The organism is Mesorhizobium sp. M0340 (assembly GCF_040321535.1).
Classification (GTDB): Bacteria; Pseudomonadota; Alphaproteobacteria; order Rhizobiales; family Rhizobiaceae; genus Mesorhizobium.
The window spans coordinates 364,613-390,112 of sequence record NZ_JAMYRR010000004.1 but is presented as its reverse complement, the minus strand read 5'-3'; the positions used below and the strand labels follow the sequence as shown (position 1 = coordinate 390,112).

Here is a 25,500-nt window from a genome sequence, read left to right as displayed (position 1 = left end):
AAGGGTTGCAAAAAAGCCCGGCTGCGCGCCGGGCTTTTTGCTTACCTATACCGTCAGGCGGTTCAGGCCGACTTCTTCTTCTCGTCGTCCTCGTCGATTTCCTCGAAATCGGCATCGACGACGTCGCTGTCCTTGGCGGCATCAGCCTTGGCGTCGGCCTCGGCGGCTTCCTTCTGCGAAGCCTCGTACATGGCCTGGCCGAGTTTCATCGAGACTTCGGCGAGCGTCTGCGTCTTGGCCTCGATCTCGGTCACATCGTCGCCTTCGGCAGCGGTCTTCAATGCCGCGATCGCATCGGCAATCGCCGTGCGGTCGGCCTCGGAAACCTTCTCGCCATATTCCTTCAGCGACTTCTCCGAAGAATGCACCAGCGCCTCGGCCTGGTTGCGGGCCTCGACCAGCGCGCGCCGCTTCTTGTCCGCTTCGGCATTGGCCTCGGCGTCCTTGACCATCTTCTCGATGTCGGCGTCCGAAAGGCCGCCAGACGCCTGGATGCGGATCTGGTGCTCCTTGCCGGTGCCCTTGTCCTTGGCCGAGACGTTGACGATGCCGTTGGCGTCGATGTCGAAGGTGACCTCGATCTGCGGCACGCCGCGCGGCGCAGGCGGGATGCCGACCAGATCGAACTGGCCGAGCGCCTTGTTGTCGGCGGCCATTTCACGCTCGCCCTGGAAGACGCGGATGGTCACCGCCGACTGCGAATCCTCGGCCGTGGAGAACACCTGGCTCTTCTTCGTCGGGATCGTCGTGTTGCGTTCGATCAGCCGCGTGAACACGCCGCCCAGCGTCTCGATGCCGAGCGACAGCGGCGTCACGTCGAGCAACAGCACGTCCTTGACGTCGCCCTGCAGCACGCCGGCCTGGATGGCGGCGCCCAATGCGACGACTTCATCCGGGTTGACGCCCTTGTGCGGCTCCTTGCCGAAGAACTGCTTCACGATCTCCTGGATCTTGGGCATGCGGGTCATGCCGCCGACCAGGACGACTTCGTCGATTTCGCCGGCCTTCAGGCCGGCATCCTTGAGCGCCGCCTTGCAGGGATCGATCGTGCGCTGGACGAGATCCTCGACCAGGCTCTCGAACTTCGCCCGCGTCAGCTTCAGCGTCAGGTGCTTGGGGCCGGTGGCATCGGCGGTGATGAAGGGCAGGTTGATTTCGGTCTGCGTGGTGGAGGACAGCTCGATCTTGGCCTTTTCAGCCGCTTCCTTGAGGCGCTGCAGGGCGAGCTTGTCGTTCCGCAGGTCGATGCCCTGTTCCTTCTTGAACTCGGCCGCCAGATATTCGACCAGGCGCATGTCGAAATCCTCGCCGCCGAGGAAGGTGTCGCCATTGGTCGACTTCACCTCGAACACGCCGTCGCCGATTTCGAGCACCGAAATGTCGAACGTGCCGCCGCCAAGGTCATAGACGGCAATCGTCTTGCCTTCCTTCTTGTCCAGTCCATAGGCAAGTGCGGCCGCCGTCGGCTCGTTGATGATGCGCAGCACTTCGAGGCCGGCGATCTTGCCGGCATCCTTGGTCGCCTGGCGCTGGGCGTCGTTGAAATAGGCCGGAACGGTGATGACCGCCTTCTCGACCTTCTCGCCGAGATAGGCCTCCGCCGTTTCCTTCATCTTCTGCAGGATCATCGCCGAGATCTGGCTGGGCGACTGCTTCTTGCCGCCGGCCTCGACCCAGGCGTCGCCATTGTCGCCCTTGACGATCTTGTAGGGGACAAGCTTCTTGTCCTTCTCCGTCACCGGATCGTCGTAGCGGCGGCCGATCAGGCGCTTGACCGCGAAAATGGTGTTTTCAGGATTGGTGACCGCCTGGCGCTTGGCCGGCTGGCCGACGAGGCGCTCGCCGTCGCTGTTGATGGCGACGATAGAAGGGGTCGTTCGGGCGCCTTCCGCATTCTCGATGACCTTGGATTCCTTGCCATCCATGATGGCGACACAGGAGTTGGTTGTTCCCAGATCGATACCGATTACTTTTGCCATTGTTCTAATCTCTCCGCTAAGCAGGCTCTCAGGACCCGTACAGGCGTTCCGATGAAAGCCCCTGTTCACAAGAAATTCCGCCCCGGCAACCGGCATTCGGCGCTGGACGGCTTGGCGCGTATATAAGAACAGGCTGCGTGGCGCGCAAGCATTCTGCGCAAGGCGTTCACCATTCATCGCGGTTGATCGGATCCGGGACCGGCAGGCCGGTATTTTCCGGCGGTGATCCAGCCGGCCCGGCCCCGGCCCATGAACCTTTCCGCCTCGCCCCGCGACAGACGCTCAGGTGCCGCGCGGTGCGGCCCCGGAAAGGAAAGCCCCATGACCACAGATCCAGAGGCTCCATGGTCTCAGGGAACAGCACAGGAGAGAAGTGGCTCGCCACCGCTTCTCTCCTTCTGCACAGATGCGATATCGACGCCGGATTCCTGTCGACAAGCGGCGTTGAGACGATTAGGGCGAAGGCGGGCTCAACAACGGGAAGCGGACATGGCTCAAAAAACCCTGATCGCGCCATCGGTGTTGGCTTCCGATTTCTCGAAGCTCGGCGACGAGGTCGAGGCGGTGGCCGCCGCCGGCGCCGACTGGATCCACCTCGACGTCATGGACGGGCATTTCGTCCCGAACATCACCTTCGGGCCGCCGGTGATCAAGGCGATCCGCAACCGCACCAAGGCCTTCTTCGACTGCCATCTGATGATCGCCCCGGCCGATCCTTATCTGGCCGCTTTCGCCGACGCCGGCTGCGACGGCATCACGGTGCACGCCGAAGCCGGGCCACATCTCGACCGGTCGCTGCAAACGATCAAAAACCTTGGCAAGAAGGCCGGCGTGTCACTCAACCCCGCGACACCGGAGACGATGATCGAATACGTGCTTGACCGGCTTGATCTGATCCTGATCATGACGGTCAATCCGGGGTTCGGCGGCCAGGCCTTCATTCCGGCGATCGTCGACAAGGTGAAGCGGGTGAAGGCGCTGATCGGCGGCAGGCCGATCAGGATCGAGATCGACGGCGGCATCTCGCCCGAAACTGCGCCCCTGGTCAGTGCCGCCGGCGCCAGCGTGCTGGTCGCCGGTGCGGCCATCTTCAAGGGCGGCAGCGTCGAAGCCTACCGGGCAAACATCGAGGCAATCAGGATAGCGGCGGACAAGGCGGCCGGCTGACCGCCGCCGTCCGGCCGGAGTCAGCCGCTCGGGGTAAACATGAGCAACCATCTGTTTGATGCTTTCCGTGCCCGGATGCCCGCGCCCGGACGGCTTTTGATGGAGGCAGAGGACGGGCGCTCGATCAGCTATGGCGATATGCTGGCGCGCTCCGCACAACTGGCGCATGCGCTGTCGCGGCTGGGCGTCGAAGCCGGCGACCGCGTCGCCGTTCAGGTCGAGAAGAGCCCCGAGGCCATTTTCCTTTACCTCGCCTGCCTGCGTGCCGGCGCGATCTTCCTGCCGCTCAACACCGCCTATACGCTGACCGAGCTCGACTATTTCTTCAGCGATGCCGAGCCACGCCTGGTCGTCTGCGACCCGGCGCTTGTGAGCGAAATCGGCGCCTTGGCGCAGGCCTCGGGCGCTGCGGTCGTGACACTCGGCAGCCAGGGCGAGGGTTCGTTGACCGATCGCGCCTCTGAGGCGGCCGTGGACTTCCACGATGTGGCGCGCGGACCGGACGACCTTGCTGCGATCCTCTACACGTCCGGCACGACCGGCCGTTCGAAAGGCGCCATGCTCAGCCACGAAAACCTCGCCTCGAATGCGCGGGTGCTGGTCGACCTCTGGCGCTTCACCGCCGCAGACGTGCTGGTTCACGCGCTGCCGGTTTTCCACACGCATGGCCTTTTCGTCGCCACTAATGTCGTCCTGATGGCCGGCGCCTCGATGCTGTTCGAGACCAAATTCGACCCGGCCCGCATCGTCTCGCTGCTGCCGCGCGCCACCGTCCTGATGGGCGTGCCGACCTTCTACGTCCGCCTGCTGCAGCAGGACGGTTTGAACCGGCAAGCGGCGAAAAACATCCGCTTGTTCATTTCCGGATCGGCGCCGCTTTTGGCCGAGACGCACAGAGCCTGGCGAGAGCGCACCGGCCACGCCATCCTCGAGCGCTACGGCATGACCGAGACCAACATGAACACGTCGAACCCTTACGAGGGCGAGCGGCGTGCCGGCACGGTCGGCTTCCCCTTGCCCGGCGTTTCGCTGCGCATCACTGATCCCGAGAGCGGCGAAACACTTGCCCGGGGCGAGGTCGGCATGATCGAGGTCAAGGGCCCGAACGTCTTTTGCGGCTACTGGCGCATGCCGGAAAAGACCAAAGCGGAATTCCGTGACGATGGTTTCTTCATCACCGGCGATCTCGGGCTGATCGATACCGACGGTTATGTTCACATCGTCGGGCGCGGCAAGGACCTGATCATTTCCGGCGGCTACAACATCTATCCGAAGGAGGTCGAGAGCGAGATCGACGCGCTGCCCGGCGTCACCGAAAGCGCTGTCATCGGCGTTGCCCACCCGGATTTCGGCGAAGGCGTCACCGCGGTCGTGGTGCGGGCGCCGGGCTCGACCATCAGCGCCGCGGGGATCATCGAGGCCATCGCCGGGCGCCTCGCCAGGTACAAGCATCCGAAACGGGTGGTCTTCGTCGACGAACTGCCGCGCAACACGATGGGCAAGGTGCAGAAGAACCTGCTGCGCGAGACCTATAAGGACCTCTATACGTCCAAAGCCGGCTAAGCCGGAGGGATAGCGTTGGCTGCAAAAACTTTGGCGCCGTCGATCCACACGCTTTTGATGTCCAGATCGTCCGACAGCGAAACGATGTTGGCGGTGGTGCCTTTGGCGAAACGCCCGAGCTGGTGCGACTGGCCGATCGCTTGCGCCGGATAGAGCGAGGCCATGCGCAAGGCCTCGTCGAGGTCGAGACCGACGACGCGGTGCACGAAGCGCACCGCGGAAATCATGTCGAGATCGGCGCCCGCCAGCGTCCCATCGGCAAGTGTCAGCCTGCCATCCTTGCGGTGGATGGTGCGGCCGTTCAGCGTGAACGAGGTCATGTCGGTACCGATCGTCGCCATGGCGTCGGTGACGAGCAGGATCTTGCCCGGCCCCTGCTTGGCGCGCAAAGCGATCGCCATGGTGGCCGGATCGACATGGATACCGTCGGCGATGATGCCGGCATAGAATGTGCCGGTATCGATTGCGGCGCCAGCCAGCCCTGGCTCGCGATTGCCGATCTGGCTCATCGCATTGAACAGATGGGTGACCACCGTTGCGCCGGCCTCGGCAAAGGCGCGAGCCGTGGCATAGCCGGTATCGGAATGGCCGATGCTGACGACAATGCCGGCCTTGCTAAGTGCCGACACCTGGCCGGGCTCGACGGATTCGGGCGCCACCGTCGTCAGCAGCACGGGCAGATTTTTCCGTGCGGCGATCAGCATCGCCTGGTCGGGGCCCAGCATTGGCCGGATCAGGGCCGGGTCATGCGCGCCCTTGCGGGCGATCGAAAGATGCGGCCCTTCAAGATGCAGGCCCAGGAACCCTCGCACCTTCCTCCGTGCCGCCTCGGCTCCGGCCGCAACCGCCGCGGCGGTGATCTCGGACGTGTCGGTGATCAGCGTCGGCAACAGCGCCGCCGTGCCGAAGGGTGCGTGCGCCCGGCAGATGGTCTCGATCGAGGCGACGTCGGGATGGTCGTTGAGCATGACGCCGCCGCCACCATTGACCTGCAAATCGACGAAGCCAGGCGCCAGCATGCCGCCGCCGGTCTCGATACGCGCAACACCGGGTGGAATAGCCCCGGCGGCAACGACGGCCTCGACGAGGCCGTCGCGCACGACAAGCGCCGCATTGTCGTGCCAGTCGTCGCCATCGAAAATCCGGGCGCCGGTCAGGGCAAAGCGATCGCTCATAGCGTTTCCGTCACCTTGCGCAGATTGGGCGGCGTGTCGGGGTCGAGACCGCGATGGCGAGCAAAAGCCTCGACGAAACCATAGAACGACACGATCAGCGTCAGTGGATCGGTCAGCGGATGACCGGTTGCGACATGCGGCAGCGGCTGTGCGCTCCTTGCCTTGTTCGACGTCACAAAGACGGCGGCGCCCTTGCCGGCCAGGCTGTCGGCGGCATCGGCCACCGACGGTTCGGACGCATCGCGAGCAGCCAGAGCCAGCACCGGGAAGCCGGGACCGATCAGCGCCAGCGGGCCGTGCATGACCTCGGCGGCACTATAGGCTTCCGCGTGCATGGCGCAGGTTTCCTTGAATTTCAGCGCCGCCTCGTTGGCGATCGCCGCCGACGGGCCACGGCCAAGGATGAACAGCGATTTCGGCGTCTCGAGTGCCGCTGCCAGCGCCATCCAGTCGCAAGCGATCGCCTTGCGAAAATGCTCCGGCAGGCGGGCGAGTGCTGCCAGAAGTTTGTCATCGCCGGTGCTGTGCGCCATCAAGGCGAGGCCGGCGACCGCCGAATTGACGAAGGTCTTCGTCGCCGCGACGCTGAGCTCCGGTCCGGCCAAGATATCGATGGCGTAATCCGAGGCTCGCGCGAGCGGCGAATCGGCAGTGTTGGTGATGGCGACGGTCAGCGACCCGCCGGCCCGCGCCGCCTGCGCCATTGCGACGATGTCCGGGCTCTTGCCGGACTGCGAGATCGCCAGGCAGGCCGAGCCGCCCAGCTTCAGCTTGGCGCCATAGATCGAGGCGATCGACGGGCCGACCGATGCAACCGCCAGCCCGGCGGTCAGCTCCACGGCATATTTCATGAAGGTTGCGGCATGGTCGGACGAACCGCGCGCCACGGTGACGACGAAATTCGGGTCGCGCTCGCGAATGCCGCGCCCGGCCTCGGTCAGCACCGCGGCCGAGCCGTCGAGCAGGCGCGCGGTGGCCTCCGGGATCTCGTCGATCTCGCGCCGCATATGGGTAATTGTTGCGCTCATGACCGGCCCTCTTCGCCCGGCCCGCTTAGCCGGAGTTCGGCGACAAAATCATAGGCGTCGCCTCTGTAGATGGAGCGGGTGAACTCGATCACCTTGCCGCTCGCCAGATAGGAGATACGCTCGATATGCAGGCCGGCAATGCCTGGCGGCACTTCGAGCAGATGCGCATCGCCATCGCCGAGATTGGTGGCGGAAATGCGCTGCACGGCCCGCACCGGTCTGTTGCCGGTCTTTTCCAGCGCCGCGTAGAGCGACGAACCGATCGCCGCCGGATCGGGCAGCACGCTTGTTGATAGCGAGGCGCGCTCGATCGCCAGCGGCGTGTCGTTGGCGATGCGCAGGCGCGCCACGCGCGCCACCAATTCGTTCGACGCCAGGCCGAGCACCATCATCTCGTCGGGCGACGGCGGATAGAGGCCGCGGTCGAGCCAGGCTGAACGCACCGCCATGCCGCGCCGCGCCATGTCTTCGGTAAACGAGGTCAGCATCGACAGCGACTGCTCGACGCGCTCCATGCGCGGCGCAACGAAGGTACCGGAACCATGGCGCTGGACGAGGATGCCGCCCTTGACCAGGTCCTGCACCGCCTTGCGCACGGTGACGCGCGAAATGTCGGCCTTGCTGGCGATGTCGCGCTCGGAAGGCAGCGCATCGCCCGGTCCGATCAGCCCGCGTTTGACCGCATCCTCGATGCTCTTCCTCAGCTGCAGATAGAGCGGCGCGCCGCTCTGCGACGATTGTTTCAGCGCCGTGAATATCTGGTCGGCGGCCTCGCTCATCGCGCTGTTTCCGCCGTGTTTGCGAAAATCCGAACCGCCATCTGCACCGCGCCGCCCAGCGCGTCGTCGAGCGGCGGTTTCAGCAGCGCCCGGTAGCGGGCCGACAGGCGCGGCGCGTAAAGCGGCGCCAGCCCGCCGAGCAGGCAGAGCGGATCGTCGCCGCCCAGGTCGAGTACGCCAAGCGCTGCCTCGACATCGGCGACCGCCTTGTCGAGGATCCAGATAGCGACGACGTCGCCTTTTTCGGCGTGTTCGAACACCTTGGGCGCGAAGCCGCCGAAATCGCCGGGCTTGGCGTTGGTGGTGAATTCGACCACATCCTCGGGATTGTTGCGGAAGATGGCGAGCATGGCCTGCGTCAGCGGCGAGCCTTCGCGGATGCCGTCATAGGCGAGCAGCGTCTGCTCAAGCAGGTCGCGGCCGATGCGGGCGCCGCTGCCCTGGTCGCCGACCTGGAACCCCCAGCCGCCGATGGCGCGCGACTTGCCTTGTCTGCGCGCCATATAGGCGGTGCCGGTGCCGAGGATGGCCACGGCGCCGTCGCCGGAGCCGACCGCACCTTCCAGCGCGATTTCGGCGTCGGTCTCGACACGGCTGATGCGGAACGGCAGGATCGCTTCGAGCTGCTGCCTATAGGTGCCGACATTGGCGCCGGCCAGGCCGAGAACGGCCGGCGTTTGCGGGATCAGTGCGGGATCCCTGCCCGCGGCGACAAAGGCCTGCTGCGCCGCGTCGACGATGTTCGTCCTGGCGCCGGTGAGATCGGTGCGGATGTTGGCGGCGCCGCTTTTGGCGCGGCCGAGGACGCTGCCGTCGGCCGTTGCAAGGGCCGCCCTGCAGCTGGTGCCGCCGCCATCGATGCCGAGCACGAATTTCACGCGATTTCTCCTCGGGGCGGATAATACCAATAAAATACCAATAGCCAAGGGTTAATTTCCATTTCAAAAAAGTTAAGGCCTAGTTTGTTGAGAAATCAGCGGATTTCGTCTGCAGGCCTATCCCGAACGTAGGGATTTCATTAATGCGTGTGGACAAGTGGTATTTTTTTGGTATTGTTTTCTGGATTGGAGGAAAGCGGATGGCCGAAACGCGCACCGAAGCGCTTCACCACAATGCCGAGGGACTGGACATCCAGGCCCCGGACGCCATCCTTTCCTCTTTGGCCAACGCACAGATCGAGGCCGCCAAGGCCGTACGCGGCGCCATTCCTGCCATTGCCGCGGCAGCCGAAATTATCGCAACCCGGCTGAAAAGCGGCGGCAAGCTCGCCTATGCGGCCGCCGGCAGCTCGGGCCTGATGGCATTGGCCGATGCGCTGGAACTGCCGGGCACTTTCGGTATCCAGCGCGACCGCATCGCCATCCTGATCGCCGGCGGCGACGAAGCTTTCAGGACACTGGCCGGCGGGCCTGAGGATGACGTTGACGAAGCTTCGGCAGCGGTCGCCGCCGCCGGCATCGGCAATAGCGATTGCCTGATCGCCGTCTCGGCGAGCGGCTCGACACCTTACGCTGTCCGCGCGATCGAGGAAGCCAGGCGCCGCGGTGCGGCGACGATTGCCATCGCCAACAACAGGGATGCGCCGCTGCTGCGGCTGGCCGACATCGCCATCCTGCTCGAAACGCCGCCGGAGCTGATTGCCGGCTCGACGCGCATGGGCGCCGGCACCGCCCAGAAGATCGCGCTCAACATGCTGTCGACGCTGGCCGCCATCCATCTCGGCCATGTCCATGACGGCTACATGGTCAACCTCATGGCCGACAACATCAAGCTGCGCGACCGCGCCGCACGCATCGTTGCCGCCGTCAGCGGGCGCGACAAGGACGAGGCGGCGCGCCTGCTCGAAAAGAGCGGCGGCGCCGTCAAGACCGCCATTCTGCTCGCCGCCGGCGCCACCAGCGCCGATGCGGCCGAGAAGATACTGGAAGGGACCGGCCACAAGCTGCGGCCAGCCCTTTCCGCAATCGAGGGGAGCAAGGGGCGCAATGCCTCTGTTCTCATCAAAACCGAACCTGAAAAAGGTCAACAGGGAGACTGAGCATGACAACGAAGCTACTGACGGCACTTCTTCTCGGCACCAGCATTCTCGGCTCCGCCGGGGTGGCTTACGCCGACGACGTAACGCTCAACATCGAAAGCTGGCGCGGCGACGACCTTGCCATCTGGAAGGACAAGCTGATCCCGGCCTTCGAAGCCAAGAACCCGGGCATCAAGGTGGTGTTCGCGCCGTCGGCGCCAACCGAATATGACGCCGCCCTCGGTGCCAAACTCGCCGCCGGCTCGGCCGGTGACCTGATCACCTGCCGCCCGTTCGACAAGTCGCTGGAGCTCTTCAAGAAGGGCAACCTCGCCGACATCTCGACCCTGCCCGGCATGGAGAACTTTTCCGACGTCGCCAAGGCCGCCTGGCAGACCGACGACGGCAAGTCGAGTTTCTGCGTGCCGATGGCCTCCGTCATCCATGGCTTCATCTACAACAAGGACGCCTTCGACAAGCTCGGCATCAAGGTGCCGGAGACGCGCGACGAATTCTTCGCCGCGCTCGACAAGATCAAGGCCGACGGCACCTACATCCCGATGGCGATGGGCACCAAGGACCTCTGGGAAGCGGCGACCATGGGCTACCAGAACATCGGCCCGAACTACTGGAAGGGCGAGGAAGGCCGCCTGGCGCTGATCAAGGGCGAGCAGAAGCTGACTGATCCGCAGTGGGTCGAGCCCTTCAAGGAACTGGCCAGGTGGAAGGACTATCTCGGCGACGGCTTCGAGGCGCAGACCTATCCGGACAGCCAGAACCTGTTCACGCTCGGCCGCGCCGCCATCTACCCGGCCGGCTCGTGGGAGATCGGCCTGTTCAACACGCAGGCGCAGTTCAAGATGGGCGCCTTCCCGCCGCCGGTGCAGAAGGCCGGCGACACCTGCTACATCTCCGACCACACCGACATCGGCATGGGCCTCAATGCGGCCTCGAAGAATGCGGATGCGGCCAAGACCTTCTTGTCCTGGGTGGCCTCGCCGGATTTCGCCACAATCTACGCCAACGCGCTGCCGGGCTTCTTCAGCCTGAACAACACCCCGGTGAAGATGGAAGACCCGCTGGCCCAGGAATTCGTCTCCTGGCGCGGCAAGTGCAAGTCGACGATCCGCTCGACCTACCAGATCCTGTCGCGCGGCACGCCGAACCTCGAAAACGAGACGTGGGTTGAATCGGCCAACGTCATCAACGGCACCGACACGCCGGAAGCTGCCGCCAAGAAGCTGCAGGACGGCCTCGACAGCTGGTATAAGCCGGCGAAGTAAGAGCGCGGCGAAGCGTTGTCTCCCCCCTCGATGGGGAGATGTCGCCGAAGGCGACAGAGAGGGTCGGTCGAGGCAGGCTGCGGCTTGATCGCTGCTGGAAAGCACGGTCGAAACCACGATGGCGGGCCGCATCGGCCGACCCCACCCGCCTCGCTGTGCGAGGCACCCTCCCCTCGAGGGAGAGGGAGGCGCCGCGCCCTTTGACGGCAATTGCAAGACCTGATCCGGGGACCGAATGCATGGCCGCAGCACCGAAAAGACCGTTCCGTTGGCATATCGGCGTTTTCCTGGCGCCGGCGTTGCTGGTCTATACGGCGATCATGATCCTGCCTCTGGCCGGCACGCTGCAGCTTTCCTTGTTCCGCAACATCAATCAGTCGCAGGTCTTCGTCGGACTGGAAAATTTCCGCATGCTGTTCGGTGATCCCAACTGGTCAGTCAATTTCTGGAACGCGCTCAGGAACAATGTCTGGTTCTTCGTCATCCATATGCTGGTGCAGAACCCGATCGGCGTCCTTTTGGCCGCACTTCTGTCCAGCCCCAGGCTTCGGTTTTCCGCCTTCTACCGCACGGCGATCTTCGTGCCGACGATCCTGTCCTTCGTCATTGTCGGCTTCGCCTGGAAGCTGATCCTGTCGCCGCTATGGGGCGTGGCGCCGCATATGATGGACCTTGTCGGCCTGAAAAGCCTGTTCACGCCCTGGCTCGGCAAGGCGCAATATGCGCTGACCGCGCTCAGCCTGATCTCGGTGTGGCAGTTCGTCGGCATCCCGATGATGCTGATCTATGCGGCACTGCTGTCCATTCCCGAAGAGGTGATCGAAGCGGCCGAATGCGACGGCATCACCGGGATGGCGCAGTTCTGGAAGATCAAGCTGCCGCTCATCCTGCCGTCGATCGGCATCATCTCGATCCTGACCTTCGTCGGCAATTTCAACGCTTTCGACCTGATCTACACCGCGCAAGGCGCGCTGGCCGGGCCGAACTATTCAACGGATATTCTCGGCACCTTCCTCTACCGCGCCTTCTTCGGTTTCCAGCTGCAGGTCGGCGATCCCAACATGGGCGCGGCGATCGCCACGATGATGTTCCTGATCATCCTCGGCGGCGTCTGCGTCTATCTGTTCCTCGTGCAGACGCGCTTGCGTCGCTACCAGTTCTGAGGCGCGACATGAGCACGGCAACCCGCTCGCTGCCCCGCACCATTGGCGCCCACGCGATCCTGTTGACCTACACCGCCATCGCGCTGTTTCCGGTCATCCTCGTCATCATGAATTCGTTCAAATCGCGCGCAGGGATTTTCGGCGCGCCGCTGACGCCGCCGACGCCAGGGACGTTCGACCTGATCGGCTACGCCACGGTGATCGGCCAGGGCGACTTCATCCACTATTTCCAGAACAGCCTTGTCGTCACCGTCGCCTCGCTGTTCTTCGTGCTTCTGTTCGGCGCCATGGCTGCGTTCGCGCTGTCGGAATACCGCTTCCGCGGCAATTCGCTGATGGGACTCTATCTGGCGCTCGGCATCATGATCCCGATCCGCCTCGGCACCGTCGCCATCCTGCAGCTGATGGTGGCGAGCGGGCTGGTCAACACGCTGACGGCGCTGATCCTGGTCTACACGGCGCAGGGCCTGCCGCTTGCCGTCTTCATCCTGTCGGAATTCATGAAGCAGGTCTCGGACGATCTGAAGAATGCGGGCAGGATCGACGGCCTGTCCGAATACACCATCTTTTTCCGGCTGGTGCTGCCGCTGGTGCGCCCATCGATGGCGACGGTCGCGGTCTTCACCATGATCCCGATCTGGAACGATCTGTGGTTCCCGCTGATCCTGGCGCCGTCGGAGGAGACCAAGACAGTGACGCTCGGCGCCCAGCTGTTCCTCGGCCAGTTCGTCACCAACTGGAACGCCATTCTGGCGGCACTGTCGCTGGCGATCATGCCGGTGCTGATCCTCTACGTCATCTTCTCGCGGCAGCTGATCCGCGGCATTACTTCGGGAGCGGTCAAGTGAGTTCGCAACAACCTCTGCGCGTCGTCGTCGCCGGTCTCGGCAATATGGGCCGCAGCCATGCGCTGGCCTACCATACCAATCCGGGCTTCGAGATCGCGGCACTGGTCAATCGCTCCGACGTGCCGTTGCCGGCCGGGCTCGCCAGTCATGGCATCAGGCGCTCCTTTGACCAGGCGCTGCGCGACGAGAGTCCTGACGTCGCCTGCATCGCAACCTATTCCGACAGCCATGCCGACTATGCGGTGAGGGCGTTCGAGGCCGGCTGCCATGTCTTCCTCGAGAAGCCGCTGGCAACCACCGTCGCCGATGCAAAGCGCGTGGTCGCGGCAGCCAAGGCCAACGGCAAAAAACTGGTGATCGGCTACATCCTGCGCCACCATCCGTCCTGGATCCGGCTGATCGCCGAGGCGCGTAAGCTCGGCGGCCCTTACGTGTTCCGCATGAACCTCAACCAGCAATCCTCCGGCCATAGTTGGGAGACGCACAAGCAGTTGATGCAGACAACGTCGCCGATCGTCGATTGCGGCGTGCATTATCTCGACGTGATGCTGCAGATCACCGACGCCAGGCCGGTCGAGGTGCGCGGCATGGGGCTGCGGCTGACCGACGAGATTGCGCCCACGATGTATAATTACGGCCACCTGCAGGTGCTGTTCGACGATGGTTCGGTCGGCTGGTACGAGGCCGGCTGGGGGCCGATGATCTCGGAGACGGCCTTCTTCGTGAAGGACGTGATCTCGCCCAATGGCTGCGTGTCGATCGTCATGAAGGAGGGTGTCAGGTCCGACGACATCGACACCCATACCAAGACCTCGACCATCCGCCTGCACAGTGCGGCGACCGGCGCGGACGGCAAGTTCGCCAAGCCGGACGAGATGCTGTCGATGGAGGGCGAACCAGGCCATCAGGATCTCTGCGATCTCGAACAGGCATTTGTGCTCAAGGCGATCCGCGAGGATCTCGACTTGACCCGCCATATGGACGACGCGGTGAAGTCGCTCGCCGTCTGCCTTGCCGCCGACGAGAGCGTGCGCAGCGGCCTCGCCGTGAAACTCTAGAACAGGGACGAAGCCGTGGGCTCGCTGAACATCGAGAATGTCAAAAAGGCCTTCGGGCCGGTAGAGGTGCTGAAGGGCATCAACCTCGAGGTGACGGATGGCGAGTTCGTCGTCTTCGTCGGTCCATCCGGCTGCGGAAAGTCGACGCTGCTCAGGGTCATTGCCGGGCTGGAGGACTCGACCTCGGGCCGCGTGGTGATCGATGGGGCGGACGTCTCCGCCACGCCGCCGGCCAAACGCGGCATCGCCATGGTGTTCCAGACCTATGCGCTCTATCCGCATCTGACGGTGAAGAACAACATGGGCCTCGGCCTCAAGCAGGCGGGCACACCGGCGGCGGAGATCGACCGCCGCATCGGCATCGCCTCGTCGATGCTGTCGCTGGAGCCCTACCTAGAGAGGCGGCCGGCCGAGCTTTCCGGCGGTCAGCGCCAGCGCGTCGCCATCGGCCGCGCCGTGGTGCGCGAGCCCAAGCTTTTTCTGTTCGACGAGCCGCTGTCCAACCTCGATGCCGCGCTGCGCGTCAACACCAGGCTGGAGATCGCGCAATTGCATCGCCGGCTGAAGGCCACGATGATCTATGTCACCCACGACCAGGTCGAGGCGATGACACTGGCCGACAAGATCGTCGTGCTGAACGCGGGAAAGATCGAGCAGATCGGCGGACCGATGGAGCTTTACAATTCGCCGGCAAATGAATTCGTCGCCGGCTTCATCGGCTCACCGAAGATGAACTTCGTCGACGGGGCCAGGCTTGGCGAGACGGCCAAGACCATCGGTGTCCGTCCCGAGCACCTGACCGTCGATGCGAAATCCGGTGCCTGGAAAGGCACGGTTGTCCATGCCGAGCATCTTGGCGCCGACACCAATCTCTATCTCGACTGCGAGAAGGCTGGCTTGATCACCGTGCGCATTTTTGGCGTCTATAACGCCGAACCTGGTGCCACGCTGTACGCGACGCCGGATCCGGCGAAGACGTACCGGTTTGGGGCCGATGGGAGGGTGCTGAAGTAGCTGCTCTTTTCCTTCTCCCCTTGTGGGAGAAGGTGGATTGGCGCGCAGCGCCAAGACGGTTGAGGGGTGCTGGACGGAGTGCCGTCGTTGCCAAGCTGGAGCACCCCTCATCCGTCGCCTTCGGCGACACCTTCTCCCACAAGGAGAGAAGGGAAGGGTGCGCTACACGTCAGCCCTGAACGTCTGCTTCTGGATGCCCAGCCCTTCGATGCCGAGCTCGACGACGTCGCCGGGCTTCAGGAACACCGGCGGCTTCATGCCGAGGCCGACGCCGGGCGGCGTGCCGGTCGAGATGATGTCGCCGGGGTGCAGCGACATGAACTGGCTGAGATAGGACACGAGATAAGCGACGCCGAAGACCATGGTCTTGGTCGAGCCGTTTTGCATCGTCTTGCCGTTGACCGTCAGCCACATCGGGATGTTCTGCGGGTCCTTGACCTCGTCCTTGGTCACCAGCCACGGGCCGATCGGCCCGAACGTGTCGCAGCTCTTGCCCTTGGTCCACTGGCCCTGGCGCTCGGCCTGGAACGCGCGCTCGGAGACGTCATGGGCGACGCAATAGCCGGCGACATAATCCAGCGCCTCGGCCTCGGTGACATACTTCGCTTTTCTGCCGATGACCACGCCGAGCTCGACCTCCCAGTCGGTCTTGACCGAGCCGCGCGGGATCAGCACGTCGTCATTCGGCCCGACAATAGCCGAGCTTGCCTTCATGAAGATGATCGGTTCCGGCGGCACGGTAGCGCCGGTTTCGGCGGCGTGGTCGGAATAGTTGAGACCGATGCAGATGAATTTGCCGGTGCCGGCGACGCAGGCGCCGATCCGCAGCTTGCCGGAAACCGCCGGCAGCGATTTCGGATCGAGCTTCGACAATGTCTCGAGCGATGCCGGGTCAAGCGCCTTGCCGGCAATGTCGGTGACATGGGCGGAGAGGTCACGGATCGTTCCATCGGCATCGAGCAGGCCGGGGCGTTCGTTCCCCGCCTCGCCATAGCGCAGCAGTTTCATAGAATTCCTCTCCTTGATTTGAGATGAGCTTAGATCGACCAGCCACCGTCGATATTATAAGCCTGCCCCGACGTATAGGTGGCGCCGGCCAGATAGACGGCGAGATCGGCGATTTCCTCGGGCGTGCCGAGGCGGCCCATCGGCTGGCGGGCGATGAAGGCGGCACGAGCTGCTTCGTAGTCGCCCTGCGCATGCATGCGATCCTGCAGTGACGGGCTTTCGACCGTGCCCGGACAGATCGCATTGCAGCGTATGCCCTTGCCGACATAGTCGGCGGCGACCGATTTGGTCAGGCCGATGACGGCTGCCTTGGTCAGCCCGTAAACGAAGCGGTTCGGCACGCCCTTGGTCGAACTGGCCAGCGACGCCATGTTGATGATCGAGCCGTCGCCGCGCTCCAGCATGCCGGGCAGCACGGCGCGGATGGTGCGGATCATCGAGCGGACATTGAGATCATAGGCGAAGTCGAGATCGCCGTCCTTCATCTCGAGGATCGAACCGGAATGGACGAAGCCGGCGCAATTGAACAGCACATCGACGGCGCCGATCTCGGCAAAAGCGGCATTCACCGCCTCGTCGTTCAGCACGTCGAGCTTGCGGGTCTTGATACCGGGCGTCTTGCCGAGATCGGCGAGCACCACCTCGTTGATGTCGGTGGCATGGACGACGGCGCCGGCCTTGGCGAACGCCAGCGCACTTGCCCGGCCGATGCCTTGCGCCGCCGCCGTGACGACAACGACCTTGCCAGTCAGATCTGCCATGCTTTTCTCCTCGCCCGTCTCTAATCGTTCGGCTTTTTACCGGCACAAGGCCGGGCGCAATGTGCCAGGCGGACAGTACCATCCGCCTGTTTCGGTATTCGCCTGCCGCCCAAATGTTTTTTCTCGGTAAAGAACATCTGTTGGCCCGTCAAGCCCGGACGTCCCCTCCGGGACACTCAGTCGCCGTAGGGCACCCAGACGTTCTTGACTTCGATCGCACGGCGCAGCAAGGCATCGCCGGCTGCTTCGCTCGACGCCCAGTCGAGACTGTGGCCGTTGCCGGTCCAGACACGCTTGAGATTGCCGATGGACTCGGCCTCCGCCTTGGCACAGGTCTCGGCATCGGCGAACATCCAGAGCCCGTCGACATCGTCGTGCTTGGCCAGCACGCCGGCCAGCTCGGCGCTACGGCCCGTAACGATGTTGATGGCGCCCGCCGGAACGTCGGAATATTCGATGACCTGGTAGAGGTCGGTGGCAAGCAGCGGGTATTTTTCGGATGGCACTGCGACTACGGTGTTGCCCATGGCAAGCGCCGGTGCCATCAGCGAGATCAGGCCAAGCAGAGGCGCATTGTCCGGTGCGATGATGCCGACGACGCCGACTGGCTCGTGCAGCGCCAGCGTGACGGCGCGGGCCGGCGGCTGGTGGACGCGGCCCTCGAATTTGTCGGCCAGGCCGGCATAGAGGAACAGGCGCTCGATCGACAGCTCGACCTCGTCACGCGCCGCCTTGCCGGTCGCGCCGGTGAGCTGGATCAAACGGGCGGCAAACTCGTCGGCGCGGCCGGAAAGGTTTTCGGCCACGTAGTAGAGTACCTGGCTGCGGTTGTAGGCGGTCGCCTCCGGCCAGGCCTTGCAGGCGCGCGCGGCCGCGACGGCGTCACGGATATCCTTGCGGTTGCCGAGACCGACCTCGCCGGCAAGCTTGCCCTTGGCGCTGGCGATGGCCAAGGAATAATTGCCGTCCGGCCGGACCTGCTTGCCGCCGATGAACAGCTTTGCCGTGCGGTCGATGGCGCCAACTTCCGCCTGCTCGACAGGTTGGGCAGAAGACGTTGCCGGTTTGATGATCGGGCCAAGCGGCAGTTTTGCCGAGAGATATTCGAACATGCCCTCGCGCCCGCCTTCGCGACCAAAGCCGCTCTCGCGATAGCCGCCGAAGCCGCAGGAGGCGTCGAACATATTGGTGCCGTTGACCCAGACGACGCCGGCCTTCAATTGCGGCGCGACGTGCAGGGCAAGATTGATGTTCTCGCTCCACACTGAAGCGGCCAGGCCATAGCGTGTGTTGTTGGCGAGCTCGATCGCTTCCTCGGTGTTGCGGAAGGTCATGGTGGCGAGTACCGGCCCGAACACCTCTTCCTGTGCCAAGATGTTAGCCGGCGAAACACCGGTCGCCAGCGTTGGCAGATGGTAATAGCCCGCGGCGGGCAGTGCCGAGTCCGGCTGCCAGCAGATCGCGCCCTGCTTGGCGCCGTCGGCGATCAGGCCCTTGACGCGATCGAGCTGAGTCAAATCGACCAGCGGGCCGATATCGGTGTTCTTGTCGAGCGGGCTGCCGACGCGCAGCCGGCTCATCCGCGTCTTGACCTTGGCGATGAAGGCGTCGGCGATGCCTTCCTGCACCAGAAGGCGCGAGCCGGCACAGCACACCTGGCCCTGGTTGAACCAGATACCGTCGACCAGACCCTCGACGGCGCTGTCGAGGTCGGCATCCTCGAAAACGACGAATGCCGACTTGCCGCCGAGCTCCAACGAAAGTTTCTTGCCCGAGCCGGCAGTGGCCTTGCGGATGATCTTGCCGACCTCGGACGAACCGGTGAAGGCAATCTTCTGGACGCCGGGATGGTTGACGATGGCCGCGCCCGCCTCCGGCCCGCCCTGGACGATGTTGACGACGCCCTTCGGCACGCCGGCGCGTGCGCAGATCTCGGCAAACAGGATCGCGGTGAGTGGCGTGAATTCCGCGGGTTTGAGCACCACGGTGCAGCCCGCGGCGAGCGCCGGCGCGATCTTCCAGGCGAGCATCAAGAGCGGGAAGTTCCACGGGATGATCTGGCCGACGACGCCGACGCCCTTGTGACCGGGAAAATCCCTGTCCAGCGTCTGCGCCCAGCCGGCATGATGGATAAAATGGCGGATCGCCAGCGGCACGTCGATGTCGCGGCTTTCGCGGATCGGCTTGCCATTGTCGATTGTCTCAAGCACCGCGAACAGCCGTTGGTGGCGCTGCATGGCGCGGCCGATGGCATAGAGCACCTTGGCTCGGCTGTAGCCGGTGCTGGCGCTCCATTTCGGCAGCGCTTTTGTGGCGGCCGACACCGCCGCGTCGATATCGGCGGCACCAGCGCCCGACACCTTGGCCAGCAGCTTTCCCGAGGACGGATCGCTGGTGTCGAAGGTTTTGCCTCCGCTGGCTGCCTTCCAGTCGCCGCCGATGAACAGCGCTTTGCCGAAATCCCGCGCGGCCAGCCAGGCATCGGCCTCGTTGCGGGCTTCCGGCGCCAGCCCGTAATCCATGGCGTGATAGCGTTCGAGGATGTTCATGAAGCGCTCCGAATCACGCCATCGCGTGGCGATGATTGGCCGAGTAGTGGCCGGTCAGATGATGCTCGAGCTGGCGCTCGATATCGGTCAAAAGGCTCGATGCTCCGAAGCGGAACAGCTCCGGCTCCAGCCACGGCCGGCCAAGCTCTTCCTTCATCAGCACCAGCCAATCGAGCGAGGCTTTTGCCGTGGAAATGCCACCGGCCGGCTTGAAGCCGATGAGATAGCCGGTTTCCTCGAAATAGGCGCGGATCGCGCGCACCATGGCAAGGCCGACCGGCAGCGTCGCGTTGACACTTTCCTTGCCGGTCGAGGTTTTGATGAAATCTGCACCCGCCATCATCGCCACCATCGAGGCGAGCATGACGTTGCGCAGCGTGGCGAGGTCGCCGGTACCGAGGATCACCTTCAGATGCGCCTCGCCGCAAGCTGCGCGCATCGAGACGATCTCGTTATAGAGCTCCTGCCATTTCGCCCCGAATACCAAGCCGCGCGGGATGACGACGTCGATCTCGTCGGCGCCGTCGCGGACCGATGCTTCGATCTCTTGCAGGCGCGTCGAAAGCGGTGCAAGTCCATGCGGGAAGGCGGTCGAAACGGCGGCGACATGGACGCCGCTGCCGCGCAGCGCTTCGACGGCGGTGGCGACGAAGGGATGATAGACGCAGACCGCCGCCGGGCGGATCTTTTCACCAGTAATGCCGAGCCCTTCGACGATGTCGCGACGGAACGGGTTGACCGCCTTGGCACAGAGCCGGCGCACGCGCTCTTCCGTGTCATTCGAGTTCAGCGTCGTCAGGTCCATGCAGGCGACGGCGCGCAGCAGCCAGGCCGCCTGGTTATCGGCCTTGATCGAGCGTCTTTTGGTCAGGCTGGCGACGCGGCGTTCCAGCGCCGAGCGGTTGACGCTGCGCATCGATTCCATGAAGCCGAGATCGAGCCTCATGCCGGGATTGCGGGCAATGCCATGGGCTTGCGGCATCGGCGCATTGGCGGCGGCGCGCGCCGGCAGCGGCGTGATCTTGGACGTGCCGAGATCGGTTTCGCGGATTGTGCTGCTCATCTCCTGCCCCTTGTTCAGCGAGTTATGCCGAAGATAGACCGTGAAGCAGCGCTTCACGAGTCCTTCAAGCGGTCATAGCGGAAAAAGACGGTCGAGGCAGCCGACTTTTGACCGTATGGTCAAAATCAGGGTCGCGAACCAGTAGACTCTGAACTGCCGCGTCTCAGCCGACGAAGGCGCGCTCGACGACGAAGCTTGCCGGATGATGCAGCGAGCCTTCCTGGAAGCCGTGGCTTTCAGCCAGCTCCTTGACGTCCTTGAGCATATGCATCGAGCCGCAGATCATGATGCGGTCGGTCTCGGGATTGAGCCTGTCGATGCCGAGATCGGTGTAGAATTTGCCCGAGCCGATCAGCGCGGTGATGCGGCCCATGCGCTCGGAGGTCTCGCGCGTCGTCGAATTATACAGCGTGACGCGGCCGCCGGTAAGCTCGCCGATCAGCGGATCGTTCTCCAGTGCGGCCACCAGTTCCTGGCCGTAGGTGAGCTCGGCATTGTCGCGGCAGGTATGGGTCAGGATAACCTGCTCGAACTTCTCATAAGTATCGGGATCGCGCAGCAGGCTGGCGAAGGGAGCAATGCCGGTGCCGGTCGAGATCATGAACAGGCGCTTGGCCGGCGTCAGCGCGTCGACCACCAGCGTGCCCGTCGACTTCTGCCGCATGATGACGGTATCGCCGATCTCGATTTTCTGCAGCTCCGAGGTAAGCGGGCCGTCCGGCACCTTGATCGAGAAGAACTCGAGTTCGTCGTCCCAGGACGGGCTGGCGATCGAATAGGCGCGGAACACTGGCTTCTCGGCATTGGGCAGGCCGATCATGACGAATTCGCCGGAGCGAAAGCGCAGCGACTGCGGCCGGGTGATGCGGAACGAAAACAGCCGGTCGGTATAATGCTTCACCGAGACCACGGTTTCGGCATAGACATTGGCCGGTATCGGGAACTGCAACGGCCGGGCGCCGGCTGTGTTGAACGCGGATGTGGTGTTCATCAAACCTAACCTTCTGGGCCGGCTCAGCGCCGGCGCCAAATCTCCACCTGCGCGCCCGAACCGGTCAGGTTCCAGCGTGCCGTTTGCACACTCCGAAGCGGTAAGCTCTTGTGTCCGGAATTTATTAGTATACAAACGATATTTGCGTCAAGACGCCGCCGTAAAACAGCTTTCCAAACTAAGGCATGTAGGCAGTTCGGGCATTTCGGGTTTCGACAATGGGACAGAATTTTTCGGCGCAAGCGCTGGATTCGACTGGCAGCGTCGTCGCCGGTATCGATGTCGGCGGAACTTTTACCGACCTCCTTCTGATCGACGGCCGTGACGGTGGCCGGGTGCACATCGCCAAGACCCCGACGACAGTCGACAACCAGGCGTTCGGCGTCGTTTCGGCACTTGGCGCCACCGGATTTCCGGTCGACGGCATCGACCTCATCGTGCACGGCACGACGACGACCACCAACGCGGTCCTGGAGCGCCGGCTGGCCAAGACCGGCATGATCACCACGCGCGGCTTTCGCGACGTCATCGAGCTTGGCCGGCGGACACGGCCGCAGGCCTATGGCATGACGGGTACCTTCATCCCGATCATTCCGCGCAATCTGCGGCTCGAAGTGTCGGAGCGGGTCGAGGCCTCGGGCGCGGTGCGCATTCCGCTCGACGAGGCCGAGATGCGGACAGCGATTTCACAACTGATCGCAGCCGGCTGCGAATCCCTGGTCATCCATTTCCTGCATTCCTACGCCAACCCGGCGCATGAGCGGCGCGCCGCCGAGATAGCGGCCGAGCTTTGGCCGAACGACTACATCACGACAGGCCACGCCCTGCTTTCGGAAGCGCGCGAATTCGAGCGCGGCGTGACCGCTTCGGTCAACGCCTCGGTGCAGCCGATCCTCGAACGCTATGTCGGGCGGCTGCGCAAGGAGCTGGCGTCAAAAGGCTACGCCCGCGACTTCCTGATCATGAACGGCAATGGCGGTATGATCTCGGCCCGCTTTGTCACACGTGAGTCGGCCAAGACCGTCATGTCCGGCCCCGCTTCCGGCGTCATTGCTGCCGCCTATACCGGCAAACGCGCCGGCTTCGAAAACCTGGTCACCTACGACATGGGCGGCACCTCGACCGACGTGGCGCTGATCCGCAACGCCGAGCCGGCAGTGTCGAACGAGATCGAGATCGAATATGCGATGCCGATCCACGTGCCGATGGTGGCGGTGCATACGGTCGGCGCCGGCGGCGGCTCGATCGCCCGCATCGATGCGGCAGGCCTGATCCAGATTGGCCCGGAAAGCGCCGGCGCCAATCCCGGGCCAATCTGCTACGGACGCGGCGGCTTGGAGCCGACCATCACCGACGCCAATCTGGTGCTCGGCAGGCTGGCGCCGAAGAAGCTGCTCGCGGTGGAAAACCCGGTCACTGTCGAACGGGTCACCGGCATATTCGAGGACAGGATCGGCCGCGCCACAGGCTTGTCCGGCGTCGAGGCGGCGGGTGCGGTGCTGCGGCTCGGCAACGTGAAGATGGCCGGCGCCATCCGCATGGTCTCGGTGTCGCGCGGCCACGACCCGCGCGATTTCGCGCTGTTCGCCTTCGGCGGCGCCGGTCCGCTGCATGCGACGGCATTGGCGCGCGAACTAGGCCTGCCGAAAGTGCTGGTGCCGGCGCGGCCAGGCATCACCAATGCTCTCGGCTGCGTCGTCGCCGATCTGCGCCATGATTTCGTCAACACGGTCAACCAGCCGGTGGCCAGTCTCGATGAAGCCCAACTCCACGAGACATTGGAACGGCACCGAAACGAAGGCGAGGAGCTGATCGGCAAGGAAGCGGTGAAGCCGGAAGCAATCCGCGTCACGCATTCCGCCGACATGCAGTTCGTCGGCCAGACGCATATCATCAACGTGCTGCTGCCCTCGTCTGCGGTGACACGCCAGGTACTGCAGCAACTGTTCGAGAGTGCCTATTTCGCCCGCTTCAAGGTCGAGCTACCGGAAATCCGCGCCAATCTGGTCAACCTCAACACGTCGGTCACCGGCGTGCGGCCGACGATCGATCTGTCCCGGCTGATCGACCCGGCTGGGCGCGCCAAAACACTCGAAGAGGCGCGGCGCGAAATCCGGCCGGTCTGGTATGGCGGGCGCTGGTACGATACGCCGGTCTACAGCAGGGAAAAGCTGCCGCTCGACGCAGTCATCATGGGGCCGGCGATCCTCGAACAGATGGACGCCACCACAGTGCTCGAGCCCGGCGACCGGGCGCGGTCGGATGCCGACGGCAACATCATCATCGATATCGGCGAGGCCTGAGATGGCGCAGCTCGACACTATTACGCTTTCGGTCCTCCAGGCGGCCCTGCAGCAGGTCTGCGACGAAATGGACCTGACGTTTTCGCGCGCCGCGTTCTCGCCTGTTATCGCCGAGGCCAATGACCGTTCGGATGGCATCTATTCGGCGCTCGATGGTTCGCTGATCGCGCAAGGCAGCCAGGGTCTGCCGGTGTTCGTCGGCGTCATGCAGTATTCGACCAAAACGGTGATCGAGATGATCGCCGACGGACGCTGCCTGCCGCCCGAGCCGGGCGATATTTACATCGTCAACGATCCCTATCTCGGCGGCACCCATCTGATGGATGTGCGCTTCGCCATGCCGGTCTACCGGGACGGGAAGATCTTCTGCTGGTTGTCGAACACCGGCCATTGGCCTGACATTGGCGGTTCGGTGCCGGGCGGCTTCTCCGCCTCGGCAACGGCGGTCGAGCAGGAAGGCTTGCGGTTGCCGCCGGTGAAACTGTTCAAGAAGGGCGTGCTCGACCCGGAGATCTACGCCATCATCTGCTCCAACATCCGTGTTGCCGACCAGCGCATTGGCGATATCCGCGCGCAGGCGGCGGCACTGCTGATCGGCCAGGACAGGCTCAATGGAATCCTGGATCGTTACGGACACGAAACGGTTGTCCAAGCGATCGCCGAATTGCGGCGCCGCGCCGCTGAACAGATGCGCGTCAACATATCGACCATTCCCGACGGAATCTATCGCTCGCAGGCCTTCGTCGATTCAGACGGGGTGGTAAACGAGCCGCTGATCATCGCGCTGGCAGTCGAGAAAAAAGGCGACACGCTCAGCTTCGACTTCTCGGGCTCATCAAAACCCTGCGCCGGGCCGATGAACAGCGTTCTGGCGACGACCTTGTCCTCGGTCTATCTCGCCATGCGCCATATTTTCCCGGATGTGCCGATTAGCGCCGGCGCCTTCGAACCGCTGATCGTCAAGCGGCCGGAAGGCACCTTCCTCGACGCCAAATATCCGCGCCCTGTATCGGGCTGCGCAGCCGAGGTTTCGCAGCGCATCGCCGAGGCGGTGTTCGCGGCGATGGTGCAGGCTCTGCCGGACAGAGTGACGGCGGCTCCGGCTGGCTCCAGCGGCAATTTCGCACTCGGCGGCAACGACCCGGCGCGCGGCCGCGATTATGTCATGTACCAGATCTCGGGCGGCGGCTATGGTGGCAATGCCGATCACGACGGCCTGACCAATGGCTGCTCGACCATAGGCATCTCCAAGTCGCCGCCGGTCGAGATTATGGAGCAGGCCTTTCCGGTGCTCTACCGCCACTATGCGCTGCGCGAAGGCTCCGGTGGCGCCGGCAAGCATCGCGGCGGTTTTGGGCTTGCCTATGAGGTGGAAATCCTGCGCGGTGATGCACGTGCCTCTTTCGTCATGGACCACGGCCGCTTCGGCCCGCAAGGCGCGCTCGGCGGCAAGGATGGCGCGGTCAACACGGTGACCGTGTTCCGCGACGGCAAGGAACATGTGCCGCCGCACCTGTCCAAGGAGCAGGACATCGCGTTGAAAGCCGGCGACCGCGTGCGCGTCGGCACGCCGGGCGGCGGCGGCTATGGCGATCCGTTGCAGCGGGACGCCGATCTTGTGGCGAGGGATGTCGCGCTGGGCTATTACACGCCCGCAGAAGCCGCCGAAAGGTTCGGGGTCGCTCTCTCGGCGGATGGATTGGGGATCGACCGGGCAGCCACGGAAAAGAGGCGCGCCGGCTGATGGCGCG

Annotated in this window: 20 protein-coding genes; 10 read left to right on the top strand and 10 right to left on the bottom strand. The window is 64.0% G+C overall.

The features are described 5' to 3' along the window. Positions 1-62 precede the first annotated feature (62 nt). Entirely contained in the window at positions 63-1,979 is a 1,917-nt protein-coding gene (gene dnaK, locus NKI79_RS08710; RefSeq protein ID WP_023679851.1) for a molecular chaperone DnaK, read from the bottom strand. A 489-nt stretch (positions 1,980-2,468) separates the two neighbouring features. Here dnaK and rpe point away from each other — a divergent pair, with 489 nt between their 5' ends. Next, positions 2,469-3,146: a ribulose-phosphate 3-epimerase gene (rpe, locus tag NKI79_RS08705; protein WP_352801036.1), complete on the top strand. Its 678-nt coding sequence runs from the start codon at positions 2,469-2,471 to the stop codon at positions 3,144-3,146. Between the two features lie 39 nt (positions 3,147-3,185). Next, positions 3,186-4,709: a malonate--CoA ligase gene (locus NKI79_RS08700; protein WP_352801034.1), complete on the top strand. Its 1,524-nt coding sequence runs from the start codon at positions 3,186-3,188 to the stop codon at positions 4,707-4,709. Here the strand turns inward: NKI79_RS08700 and nagA are convergent. From nagA to NKI79_RS08680, 4 genes are read right to left on the bottom strand one after another with little or no spacing between them, the layout of a single operon-like run. After that, positions 4,706-5,884, bottom strand: coding sequence for an N-acetylglucosamine-6-phosphate deacetylase (gene nagA, locus NKI79_RS08695; RefSeq protein ID WP_352801032.1), 1,179 nt, complete (start codon positions 5,882-5,884; stop codon positions 4,706-4,708). The genes NKI79_RS08700 and nagA overlap by 4 nt on opposite strands. Further along, positions 5,881-6,912, bottom strand: a complete 1,032-nt coding sequence (locus tag NKI79_RS08690; RefSeq protein WP_352476903.1) for an SIS domain-containing protein — start codon at positions 6,910-6,912, stop codon at positions 5,881-5,883. The genes nagA and NKI79_RS08690 overlap by 4 nt, the downstream gene beginning before the upstream one ends. Next, on the bottom strand, positions 6,909-7,691 hold the full coding sequence (locus NKI79_RS08685; protein ID WP_254815733.1) for a GntR family transcriptional regulator: 783 nt from the start codon (positions 7,689-7,691) through the stop codon (positions 6,909-6,911). The genes NKI79_RS08690 and NKI79_RS08685 overlap by 4 nt, the downstream gene beginning before the upstream one ends. Next, positions 7,688-8,569, bottom strand: coding sequence for a glucosamine kinase nucleotide-binding domain-containing protein (locus tag NKI79_RS08680; protein WP_352801029.1), 882 nt, complete (start codon positions 8,567-8,569; stop codon positions 7,688-7,690). Before NKI79_RS08680 ends, NKI79_RS08685 begins: the two co-directional genes overlap by 4 nt. 200 nt (positions 8,570-8,769) lie before the next feature. On the opposite strand from NKI79_RS08680, the gene NKI79_RS08675 reads away from it, so the two are divergent. The 6 genes from NKI79_RS08675 (at position 8,770) to NKI79_RS08650 (ending at position 15,074) form a co-directional block, all read left to right on the top strand. Then, positions 8,770-9,729: an N-acetylmuramic acid 6-phosphate etherase gene (locus tag NKI79_RS08675; RefSeq protein WP_352476906.1), complete on the top strand. Its 960-nt coding sequence runs from the start codon at positions 8,770-8,772 to the stop codon at positions 9,727-9,729. Between the two features lie 2 nt (positions 9,730-9,731). Then, the gene (locus tag NKI79_RS08670; protein ID WP_352476907.1) at positions 9,732-10,991 is read left to right on the top strand and encodes an ABC transporter substrate-binding protein; all 1,260 of its coding nucleotides are present in this window, start codon (positions 9,732-9,734) and stop codon (positions 10,989-10,991) included. A 239-nt stretch (positions 10,992-11,230) separates the two neighbouring features. Beyond that, positions 11,231-12,154, top strand: coding sequence for a carbohydrate ABC transporter permease (locus tag NKI79_RS08665; RefSeq protein WP_352507070.1), 924 nt, complete (start codon positions 11,231-11,233; stop codon positions 12,152-12,154). An 8-nt stretch (positions 12,155-12,162) separates the two neighbouring features. Then, positions 12,163-13,002: a carbohydrate ABC transporter permease gene (locus NKI79_RS08660; protein WP_254815738.1), complete on the top strand. Its 840-nt coding sequence runs from the start codon at positions 12,163-12,165 to the stop codon at positions 13,000-13,002. Beyond that, entirely contained in the window at positions 12,999-14,060 is a 1,062-nt protein-coding gene (locus tag NKI79_RS08655; RefSeq protein WP_352801026.1) for a Gfo/Idh/MocA family protein, read from the top strand. Before NKI79_RS08660 ends, NKI79_RS08655 begins: the two co-directional genes overlap by 4 nt. A 15-nt stretch (positions 14,061-14,075) precedes the next feature. After that, positions 14,076-15,074, top strand: coding sequence for an ABC transporter ATP-binding protein (locus NKI79_RS08650; protein WP_352476910.1), 999 nt, complete (start codon positions 14,076-14,078; stop codon positions 15,072-15,074). Between the two features lie 162 nt (positions 15,075-15,236). On the opposite strand, the gene NKI79_RS08645 is transcribed toward NKI79_RS08650, so the two are convergent. From NKI79_RS08645 to NKI79_RS08625, 5 genes are all read right to left on the bottom strand, one after another. Beyond that, positions 15,237-16,082: a fumarylacetoacetate hydrolase family protein gene (locus tag NKI79_RS08645; protein WP_352801024.1), complete on the bottom strand. Its 846-nt coding sequence runs from the start codon at positions 16,080-16,082 to the stop codon at positions 15,237-15,239. A 29-nt stretch (positions 16,083-16,111) separates the two neighbouring features. Further along, a complete protein-coding gene (locus NKI79_RS08640; RefSeq protein WP_352647991.1) occupies positions 16,112-16,843 on the bottom strand; it encodes an SDR family oxidoreductase in 732 nt (243 codons plus the stop codon). A gap of 176 nt (positions 16,844-17,019) precedes the next feature. Next, on the bottom strand, positions 17,020-19,392 hold the full coding sequence (locus tag NKI79_RS08635) for an aldehyde dehydrogenase family protein (protein ID WP_352801022.1): 2,373 nt from the start codon (positions 19,390-19,392) through the stop codon (positions 17,020-17,022). Between the two features lie 13 nt (positions 19,393-19,405). Then, complete coding sequence (gene deoC, locus NKI79_RS08630) at positions 19,406-20,455, bottom strand: deoxyribose-phosphate aldolase (RefSeq protein WP_352476913.1); 1,050 nt, start codon at positions 20,453-20,455, stop codon at positions 19,406-19,408. Between the two features lie 163 nt (positions 20,456-20,618). Continuing rightward, positions 20,619-21,446, bottom strand: a complete 828-nt coding sequence (locus NKI79_RS08625) for a ferredoxin--NADP reductase (protein ID WP_352476915.1) — start codon at positions 21,444-21,446, stop codon at positions 20,619-20,621. Positions 21,447-21,664: 218 nt separating this feature from the next. Between NKI79_RS08625 and NKI79_RS08620 the strand changes: the two genes are divergently transcribed. Together NKI79_RS08620 and NKI79_RS08615 are read left to right on the top strand one after the other, a co-directional pair. Continuing rightward, complete coding sequence (locus tag NKI79_RS08620) at positions 21,665-23,749, top strand: hydantoinase/oxoprolinase family protein (protein WP_352801020.1); 2,085 nt, start codon at positions 21,665-21,667, stop codon at positions 23,747-23,749. A 1-nt stretch (position 23,750) separates the two neighbouring features. Further along, positions 23,751-25,493, top strand: coding sequence for a hydantoinase B/oxoprolinase family protein (locus tag NKI79_RS08615; protein WP_352801019.1), 1,743 nt, complete (start codon positions 23,751-23,753; stop codon positions 25,491-25,493). The last annotated feature ends 7 nt before the right edge of the window (positions 25,494-25,500 follow it).